The organism is Capnocytophaga sp. oral taxon 338 str. F0234, assembly GCF_000192225.1.
In the GTDB taxonomy this organism is placed as follows: Bacteria; Bacteroidota; Bacteroidia; order Flavobacteriales; family Flavobacteriaceae; genus Capnocytophaga.
Map to the genome: position 1 here is coordinate 1,450,171 of NZ_GL872413.1, position 9,594 is coordinate 1,459,764.

Annotated in this window: 10 protein-coding genes and 2 pseudogenes; 2 read left to right on the forward strand and 10 right to left on the reverse strand. The window is 31.4% G+C overall.

Going from position 1 to position 9,594, the window contains the following annotated elements; genetic code table 11:
* Positions 1–119 precede the first annotated feature (119 nt).
* The 7 genes from HMPREF9071_RS06635 to HMPREF9071_RS12245 all read right to left on the reverse strand — a co-directional run bounded on the left by HMPREF9071_RS06635 (position 120) and on the right by HMPREF9071_RS12245 (position 5,689).
* Entirely contained in the window at positions 120–761 is a 642-nt protein-coding gene (locus HMPREF9071_RS06635; RefSeq protein WP_009745834.1) for a hypothetical protein, read from the reverse strand.
* The gene (locus HMPREF9071_RS06640) at positions 758–2,338 is read right to left on the reverse strand and encodes a hypothetical protein (protein ID WP_009745835.1); all 1,581 of its coding nucleotides are present in this window, start codon (positions 2,336–2,338) and stop codon (positions 758–760) included. The genes HMPREF9071_RS06635 and HMPREF9071_RS06640 overlap by 4 nt, the downstream gene beginning before the upstream one ends.
* 3 nt (positions 2,339–2,341) lie before the next feature.
* Entirely contained in the window at positions 2,342–2,698 is a 357-nt protein-coding gene (locus tag HMPREF9071_RS06645; RefSeq protein ID WP_009745836.1) for a hypothetical protein, read from the reverse strand.
* An 84-nt stretch (positions 2,699–2,782) separates the two neighbouring features.
* Complete coding sequence (locus HMPREF9071_RS06650) at positions 2,783–3,331, reverse strand: hypothetical protein (protein WP_009415086.1); 549 nt, start codon at positions 3,329–3,331, stop codon at positions 2,783–2,785.
* Positions 3,332–3,407: 76 nt separating this feature from the next.
* Positions 3,408–4,928, reverse strand: coding sequence for a hypothetical protein (locus HMPREF9071_RS06655; RefSeq protein ID WP_009745837.1), 1,521 nt, complete (start codon positions 4,926–4,928; stop codon positions 3,408–3,410).
* A 2-nt stretch (positions 4,929–4,930) separates the two neighbouring features.
* Positions 4,931–5,530, reverse strand: coding sequence for a phage baseplate assembly protein V (locus HMPREF9071_RS12515; RefSeq protein ID WP_009745838.1), 600 nt, complete (start codon positions 5,528–5,530; stop codon positions 4,931–4,933).
* A 9-nt stretch (positions 5,531–5,539) separates the two neighbouring features.
* Entirely contained in the window at positions 5,540–5,689 is a 150-nt protein-coding gene (locus HMPREF9071_RS12245) for a hypothetical protein (protein WP_009745839.1), read from the reverse strand.
* Here HMPREF9071_RS12245 and HMPREF9071_RS06665 point away from each other — a divergent pair.
* Positions 5,685–5,990: pseudogene (locus HMPREF9071_RS06665) on the forward strand (conjugal transfer protein TraG); the annotation flags it as partial. The gene HMPREF9071_RS12245 and the pseudogene HMPREF9071_RS06665 overlap by 5 nt on opposite strands.
* Positions 5,991–6,030: 40 nt before the next feature.
* Here HMPREF9071_RS06665 and HMPREF9071_RS06670 read toward each other — a convergent pair.
* Genes HMPREF9071_RS06670 through HMPREF9071_RS06680 form a run of 3 tightly spaced genes read right to left on the reverse strand, consistent with a single transcriptional unit; the run spans position 6,031 to position 9,238 of the window.
* Positions 6,031–6,843, reverse strand: a complete 813-nt coding sequence (locus tag HMPREF9071_RS06670; protein WP_009745841.1) for a hypothetical protein — start codon at positions 6,841–6,843, stop codon at positions 6,031–6,033.
* 4 nt (positions 6,844–6,847) lie between these two features.
* A complete protein-coding gene (locus tag HMPREF9071_RS06675; RefSeq protein WP_009745842.1) occupies positions 6,848–8,473 on the reverse strand; it encodes a hypothetical protein in 1,626 nt (541 codons plus the stop codon).
* Between the two features lie 9 nt (positions 8,474–8,482).
* The gene (locus tag HMPREF9071_RS06680; protein WP_009745843.1) at positions 8,483–9,238 is read right to left on the reverse strand and encodes a phage baseplate assembly protein V; all 756 of its coding nucleotides are present in this window, start codon (positions 9,236–9,238) and stop codon (positions 8,483–8,485) included.
* On the opposite strand from HMPREF9071_RS06680, the pseudogene HMPREF9071_RS06685 reads away from it, so the two are divergent.
* Positions 9,234–9,536 (forward strand): annotated as a pseudogene (locus HMPREF9071_RS06685) (conjugal transfer protein TraG); the annotation flags it as partial. The gene HMPREF9071_RS06680 and the pseudogene HMPREF9071_RS06685 overlap by 5 nt on opposite strands.
* Positions 9,537–9,594: the final 58 nt, after the last annotated feature.

Below are 9,594 nucleotides of genomic sequence, written 5' to 3' on the forward strand. Positions count from 1 at the left end.
GCCCTTCACTAAAATAAAACATCTCTCTTCCTGTTTCAGGATGAGGTACTATAACCTTAGTTTGGGCATAGCTAATAACCCCTAATAGTAAGAATACTATACATATCAGTTTCATAATTCTACTTAGGTCTATATATTTGTTCCTCATATTTATTAAAAAAATCTCCTAAAAGACGCTTATCAAATAACGTTTCTCCTGTATTTACATCAATTGTAATCCACCTACTCGTATAAGGACCATACGAATACGTTACTATATAAATAGGGCGCGTCTTCTCTGTGTATAGTATGCTCACAGGATCTTTTATCAAATCAATATCATAACGCTCTTTCATAATTTGCATAAGGCATTCAATACTCATTTTATATCGTTTATCCCAATCATCTTCTTTTGTAATTTCTCCTTTATCATTGTACTCTTTCCAAACTCCTATGGGAAGTGTTTGAAAATAAGATGTTATTTCCACTAACAACTTTTCTTTATTATATACAAATGCATATACCATGCCTGTAGAGGAATCTATTTCTGATAGTTCAATAGTACTATTAAAATATTGAATTTCAACATACTTATTACCTTTCCTTAGATATCTATCTATTTTCTCACTACTGTGGTTCTTATCAGGCACATAATCCTTATAAGGTTCTTCATTAAAATAAAACATCTCTCTTCCTGTTTCAGGATGAGGCACTATAACCTTAGTTTGGGCATAGTTAAAAGTTCCTAATAGTAAGAATGCTGTAAATAATAAGTGTTTCATCTTCTTTTTTCGTTTTCAATTTCAATTTTAATAGCAGGATTTACAATAGCCCATTGCCAACACCAAGTACTATAACAAGGATAAGGAGCTGATAAATCAGTATAAGACATTAAATTTGTTGTATAGTTTGGTGCAAATACATACTTTTTATTGGGGTATACTATTTTTCCTTCTTCTGTCTCTCTGGTGTCTTTATGTGTATGGTATACTCCTAAGGTATGAAAAAACTCGTGACCTAATGCAAAACTTACCTCTTCTTCTACCAACCCCTTCTTTTGAAATACCCCAATGCTTTTGTTATATATTTCTATGCCATTTTCAATGCTATAATCCGTAGCAGCTTCATTATCTGATGTAGTTTGAAGTCCTACAAAAAAAGCCATTGTATGTAATTTATATTCTTCGTAAAGTTCTTTTTTGTTCTCCTCTACCCAATCCAAAAATAACTCTCTAAATACATTCATAATAGTATAAACCTCTTTACCATCTTTATTCTTTTCTTTCTGTGCTTCTTCTTTTAAACTATCTTTAATCTTTACTACGTCTATATATTTACTTTTATTATTTGCCTTAAAATCATCATTACCAGTCAAATCCAAAATATCTACACTGTTTTTTATCTCAGGAACTATCAATGCTTGATAACAAGATCTATACAGTCCCTTTATATAATTATCTGTTATTTTCTCTTTTTGATCCTTTCTTGCATTAAATATATTCATCCAAACAGGTATAAGCATAATCTTCTCCCTTCTTATCATCTTCTCATCATTCCTTAAAATGATAAACTTTCCTGCTAACCTCCTCTTAGCTGAGTTCTTAAAATGTGCATACACTGATATTTCTAAAGTTTCTGTCAATGCTTTCTCACAAGAGATAGTAATGGTACCGCCTTTTTTTAGCTTTCCTTTTTCATCTAATAGGGTTTTCTTTCCATCTGAAATTGTACCTTGTATCGTAATGCCTTTATATTTGCCTGTAATTTCAGTTTGATTATGCTTAAAGATAAGTTTATCTATATCTTCTTCTATAAATATAAACGTCTGTAATGTTACCTGATACTTGGGTAGTGTAGTATATTTTGTATTATCCATTTTATCCACATAATCCTTAGGAAATAAAGTAAGATAAGGCACATAATATACCGTGTCTGGAAAGTCTTTAATATTTATAGGATACGATTTAAATTCTTTCCTAAGTTCTTCTATAGCACTACCATTAACACCTCCTGTTAATCCACCATATCCTCCTTCAATAATGGTACTATTAGGTTCATCAGCCTCTTCTGTATAAGCAGGGTCTGCTGTGAAAGGATATAGATTATTTCGCATCCAATCAAAACCATATTCCCCTTTCCAATCTTTTAAAGGAGAGAAAAACACTACTGCAGTACTTATCGCTTCACGATGAGGTGCTGGCATCACTTCCGCGTTAAAATCACCATAAACAATACCTTCTTTTCCCTCAAAAGTAACCGCCTTTGCCGAATTATATACAATATCCCCTTCAGAATATATATTATAATCTCCGTGAACAATCTCTGTTATTTTTCCTCCTACAATTCTGGTTCTACTCATATTTTAAGAGAATTTAGTGTTTTCATTACTATTTCCATGTATTTTACCTTCAGCATTAAGATTTATCATTTCAACACTATTGCTTTCAATTCCTCCCTCACTATTTATCATAGTTTTTCCTTTTTTAGTTTCACTATGTAAATCCCCTTCAATCACCTCAGTTAAAACACCATTTACATACACAAACATATCTCCACAAATATCACTTCTCTTAGCCTTTCCTGCTGTTTCAGTGATATTAACATTGGCATCCAAATCAATGCTATCACTTGCTTTTAAGTTGATGTTCTTAGCAGTGATATTAATCGTCTCAGGAGCAGAAATCTCAATGTTTTTTCCTTGAGTATCTAACTTAATCACATTGCCATTCTTATCAGTAAGTAAGATACTTTCATCTTCGGTTGAGACTCTGGGTGAAGAAGTAAAAGAAAGTATAATTTGTTCTTATTTTATTTCCCATATGATAGGATACTCTCTATTCAGCTTTTCCTTATATTTTATATTATAATATCTTTTAACTTCTGAACTATTATCCAATACATTATTTTTACTCAAAATTATTTGTAATCTTAAGATTTTTTTAGAATTTAAAGGTTTATATTTTTTTATTTGTTTACAATTCTCAGGGAGACAAACTTTTACCTTATGTATTAATCCATTTTCTTTTTTTAAATAAAAATTTATTTGTATAAAAAAATCTTTTCTTTTAATTCTTGTATTTGGATTATCAAAAGTATATTTGGAATAATAAAAATCTTTTTCCCTTCCGAAAAGTACAAATATTGTATCGCACCCTTCTCTAAAAGGAATATGATTCAGTATCGAATGATGTATATTCGTCAGTGTATCTATTGTTATTAGATTTTTATCGATTAAATCCTTTCTATTATCCTTGATATTAATTGCTTCCGTAAAATTCTCTCTACTAAACGCATTGATAAAATCTTTAAATGGTGTTTCTGCAACATAATAATAAGTTTTTTCTCCTTGCACAACAATGTTATATTTCGATTGAGAAAACAATATTATTGGAGATAAAAACAAGCTCAGAAATATAATAATTAGTTTATTAGAGTGCCTCCATTTGCTCCCTAATAATATCCCATTGCCATTTAAAAAATGACTTTCTTTTGTGCTTATTTTTGTCTGTATTTCCTGTAACTTCAAAACGCTCTCTATTTTCATAGTCCATAATATTATCTGTATAACCTTTGTAAAAATAAAATTCTGATTCTTTAGAAAATAAATGAGATAATCCCATATTGTGACCTAATTCGTGTGCAATTGTTGAAGACTCTAGTTTTTCTTTTGTAAATGTAATTATAGCATTTCCCATAGGTTCTTCTGTTATTAAATATGCAAAAGAATCCACATCTATCGCATCTATTTTAGGAATATCATTTTCAAGATAAAAACGCTCTTTACCTTCTGTGTGCTGTACAAAAATATCTATGAAAAATAAGAATTTATTTATGTTATTAGCTCCTCGTATTGGTAGTCTTGTATTCCCATAAGTTTCATATAATGATAATAAATCGTCTCGGAAAATTCTAATATCTCTAATTTCATTTCCAGCAACTCTAAACTTGTAGTTCTTATTATCAGATGCCTTTAATTCCTTTACATAAGGTTCTTTATTAAGTTGGTATTTTTCTATAAGCGTTTGTCCTTCCTGATTACGATGTTTTCTTAAATCAAAATATTCATAAGATTTCACCTCACACTGTGTGAGAAATTGATTTAAAACATATGTATTTAGATATTTCTCAAGTTCTATATTAAATAGCTTTTTATCTAATATTTTCATATTTCCATCATTAATCAAACAATTAATCATATATAAATTAATCTTCTTTATATCTTTATTTGGATAAAGATAAAGTCTCCCTATATTTTCATTTATTTTTACACTTTCTCCTTCAGAAAGAATTGCTTTTACATTAATAACAGAAATGTCAGATATTTCTCCACACCTAATATTGATTTTTCGCAATTCGTTTAATTTTTCAGAATTTGAAGTTATGTTAATATCAAGATTTTCTGACTCAAATAAAATTTTTATATTATTATTTTTTTTTACTTTTTTATTTTCAGGGAAATCATCAAATATTTCTATATGTAAATCAATACCTTCTTTGTGAGGAGAATTAGGGTATTCAGATGGAAATATAGAAACCCAAGGACAATAATATCTTATTTTAAATCTATCAAAAGATATGTATTTTTCTTTTAATTTTTCAGGATTAGAACATATAGTTCTTTTCTTTTTACCATCGAAGGTTTTCACTTTTTCTATAGGTTCTATATACTCTCTTCGCATCCAATCAAATCCATACTCACCTTTGTATTCTTTTCCTCTATTAAAATATATTAAAAATTTATAATCTATTTCTGTTTTAGGGTCATCTATATTACTGATTGTGTTCTTACTCGCATACCTCTCAGGTTTATCTCCAAAAATCACCTTCTCAGCATTGGCAAAATCATTTTTACCAGCAGCTGTGATGATAGTATCACCTTCTGTATACATCTTATAATCACCTCCTGTGATTTTAGTGTATACTCCTCCTACAATTCTTGTTCTACTCATAATTATGACATTCTTGTATTTTCACCACCATTTATACGAACTTTTTGCTGTGAGTGGTTTTCTATAGCACCTTCAGAATTTACGACCATACCTCCTGTGCTATTTTCTGTTCTCGCATTCTTTGTTTCACTATGTAAATCACCTTCTATCTTTTCAGTTAAAGCACCATTAACATATACAAACATATCCCCACCAATATCACTTCTCTTAGCCTTTCCTGCTGTTTCAGTGATATTTACATTAGCATCAAAATCAATACTATCACTTGCTTTTAAGTTGATGTTCTTAGCAGTGATATTAATTGTCTCAGGCGCAGAAATCTCTATGTTCTTGCCTTGGGTATCGAATCTTAGGGTATTGCCGTTTTTGTCGGATAGCAAAATGCTTTCGTCTTCGGTGAAGACGAGTTTGTGTCCGCTTTTGGTATGAATTGCCTTTACGCGGTTATCTGTGTTGTGATACCCACTCTTTGCCTCACCATTGTAATGTGCTCCAAGCACAAAAGGTCGCTCAGCATTGCCTCCTTCAAAATCCACTAATACCTCTTCTCCTATTTCAGGGACAAAATAAAAACCTTTACCACCTCCTGTATAAGGTTGCACTACACGTATTCAAGGGGTCATTTCATTGCGTTTTGCCTGCCATAAGAATTGCACGCGTATACGTCCCATTCCTAAAGGATCGTTGTTGTCTTTTACAATAGCTGGTTGCTGCTCTGCTTTGGGATAGGCATTCGGGTCATAGTAAATGGAAGTAAACATAACTCAAGGAATGTTCGTTGGAGCAGTCTCTGACAACTTTGATGAGCGCATTGATCAGAAGATATTCCACGCACAGATAGTTGTAGACAACGCCAAAGTAGCCGCAGAGACCAAAGCCTACCAAAAGATTCCCGAAGTTCTCTCCTTCACCGATGCCAACGGCAACGACACCACCAAAGAACAGGTAGAAGCCAATTACCGCCAGATAAAGTTAGATGTCATTGAAATCATTGAACGTGAAAAGGAACGCATTGCCAACGACCCTGAGCTGAGGCATTTAGTGGAGAAAGAGGGAGAATAAAGGCATGCACTTCTTGAGTATAGTTTTTGAAAATAAAAAATTATTCCTTTGTATAATCTACATAATAACCTTTATCATATTCATTCTTAAGATAAATTTTCCCTGTATCTCCATCTATATAAAGTTCAGCATATATATGAGTTTTTGCACAAGGATTTTCTTTGTATTGTTTATCCAAATCTTTTTGGACTTCCATTGCTTCTTTTAGGGCTTTCCATTCTTCCAATTTTTCTATCCATTGTTTCATTGGTCTGATTGAGATTACAGCATACCAAAAGTTCACTTCCTTTATATATTTAACCCCAAATTCACTCTCTTCAAGTCTATGGCCTCCTATTTCTTTGGTTGGGTCATCAATTAGTCTTTCATTAATAAGTAGCCTAACGATATCATTGTATTTTAACGCTCCATAGAGAGTATCATTATCTATAATAGTTTTGTTCCCGTATTCATCATAGTATATCGATTTACCTATTGCTCTATTTCTAAAGCCCTTAGCTATCTTTACAACGCTTTCTATCTGACCATTAGGATGATAATCTTTTAAAATTTCTACATAAGGTTCTTGACTTGAAACTTCAACTGATCTCGCTCCTATAGAATAATAGCTCATTGAGGTGATTCTATCGCCATTTTTCTTCTTATATTCCTTAATATGGTCATTTACAAATAGCAGGAGAACCTCCCAGTCAATCTGTTCTACAGTATGATTGTATACGGGAAGCCTCCTATCCTCTAAAATGCTTTTTTCTATTTCAGAGAGTTCCCTTTGAGGAGTTATAACAGCTACCTCTTCGTTTTTAGGCTTACAGGCTACTAAAACTAAACATAATAAAAATATTATTCTTTGCATATAACTATAGTTTTGAAATTTCTTTAAATAGGTTATTAGTAGTAATGGGAGTTTTACTATCTAATTTAACTAAATTAGGATTTATTACTACCCATTGCCAGTGGTATGTACTAATCTTTTCAAAATCATCTATCTGTAGTAACTTCCCATTAACAAATACTTTATTTTCATAGTCCATTATATTATCTGTTTTATTTTTTCTATATGAAAAATCTAGAAGATTTTTATTGTTATTAGTATCTGAATGTGGACGAAAATTGGAGAAGGTGTGATTTAAACCTAAATTATGCATTAATTCGTGGGCTATAGTTGTTCTGCTGGCACCACCATAACACATTGAAATATTTTTTTCAGACTCACCTAATAGTTCATTTTTCATCATAGGATGATAAATAATATCAATTAGAAATATTGTGTAGCAATCATTCTCATACTTCCATGTTTCATTTTCTTTAAATTTAATAAAAGATTTATTTATATCTTCCTTCATTTTTTTCTGAAAATATGTGAATAGACCTTCCTTTTTATCTCCTCTAATACGAGGGACTCCTCCTCCATCTATATCACAATTTTCTTCTATAAAATCATCACTACAATCTAATTCAGGCATTTTTTCAAATTCAGGTTCTATAAGAGATTGATTAAGTGCATTTATTAGAAAATTTTTCTTATAATTATATTCTTTTTTTCTTGCAGATATTTCTCGTTCATTATATATTTTTGTCTTAACATTAATAAGTGCTATTTTTATTTTTCTTTTAAACTCAGGGGCATTGGGAAGAATTATCATTGCTCCACAAATTTTTCCATCTTTATTTTTAATTATTAATTTGTAAGGTGTGTTAAATTCTTCTTTACACTCTATAGTGAGACAATCATCATACAGATAAGTATTGCTATAGATTGTCTTATCTTTTTTCTTAGTAGAGTATTTTGCTGTTAGTATTGTTTTATTAGGATCTGTTAGTGAATTTGTCTTAAATCTGTAAAACTTTTCAAGCTCTACCATTTTTTCAAATTGAAAGGATAAACCTTTCTCAAATTCCTTTAGAACTTCAGTATTATTTTTATTCTTGTTAGTTTCTACTACGAAACTAAATTTAGCTGTTTTCCCTTTTAGTAAAGTTAGCATTGGTACAGTATATGAATAATTAGTTTTCCAGCTAATTTTATACTGAGCAAAACTCTTAATTAAATTATTAAACATACCAAAATGAATTATTTCTTTTGTTTTTCCTTTTTCATCTTGTTTTTGTTCAATATCTTTTAAGAAATTAAACGTATATGAATCGTCTTTAACAGGTTCTTTATTATAATCTGAGATATATCTTCCTAATATATCATAAAAAGCAATATCACTTTTTCTTTTGGTATCACCAGTGCGAAACCAGTCAAATCCAAACTCACCTTCCCATCTACTATGAGGTCTTATTCTAATCATAAAATCAGAAATTATTAGTTTATTAGAGGTTATCATCGGTTCATAATCTCCTACGATAGTGCCTTGTTCTCCTCCCCAATAGTTTGATCCACCAGCAGTACTGACAATACTACCGTCAAAAGTATGAAAAGTAGTATCACCTTTACTTGTCATAATGATATTGCCCTTACAAATTGTAATCTTACTCATAATTTAATCTTAGAAATCAATTGTTCTTTCTCCACTATTGCGTTTAAAAGTTTTATTAGAATTTACATTAATATCAACTTCAGAGCTTATTTCCATATTTTGAGAATGAAATTGTCGTTCTTTTTCTGTATGAGAAATCATATTCCCTTCAAACCTTTCTGTAAAGTTTCCTTGAACAGTTAAACTCATATTACCACATACATCCGTTATTTTCTCTTTACCTACTGTTTCTGTAATATTTATGTTAGCGTCCAAATCAATATTACTAAAAGCTTTTATATTGATATTATTAGCCATAATATTAATAGTCTCAGGAGCAGAAATCTCAATGTTTTTGCCTTGAGTATCCAACTTAATCACATTGCCATTCTTGTCAGTAAGCAAGATGCTCTCATCTTCAGTAAAGATGAGTTTATGTCCGCTTTTAGTATGAATAGCTTTTATTTTGTTGTCATCAGCTTTATAACCACTTTTCGCCTCACCATTGTAATGTGCCCCAATTACAAAAGGACGTTCTGCATTACCTCCTTCAAAATCCACTAATACCTCTTCACCTATTTCAGGGACAAAATAGAATCCTTTACCCCCTCCTGTATAGGGTTGCACTACACGTATCCAAGGGGTCATTTCATTGCGTTTTGCCTGCCATAAGAATTGCACGCGTACACGTCCCATTCCTAAAGGGTCATTGTTGTCTTTTACAATAGCTGGTTGCTGCTCTGAGTGCGGAAAAGCATTCGGGTCATAGTAAATGGAAGTAAACATAACTCAAGGGATGTTTGTTGGGGCAGTCTCAGACAACTTTGATGAGTGTATTGATCAGAAGATATTCCACGCACAGATAGTTGTAGATAACGCCAAAGTAGCCGCTGAGGCCAAAGCCTACCAGAAAATCCCCGAAGTTCTCTCCTTTACTGATGCCTACGGCAACGATACCACCAAAGAACAAGTAGAAGCCAATTATCGCCAGATAAAGTTAGATGTCATTGAAATCATTGAACGTGAAAAAGAACGTATCTCCAACGACCCTGAACTGAGGCATTTGGTGGAGAAGGATGAATAAATATTTAACTTTCTTCTTGGATATAAGTTTATCTTTCATAAGATAATTTATTATGTTC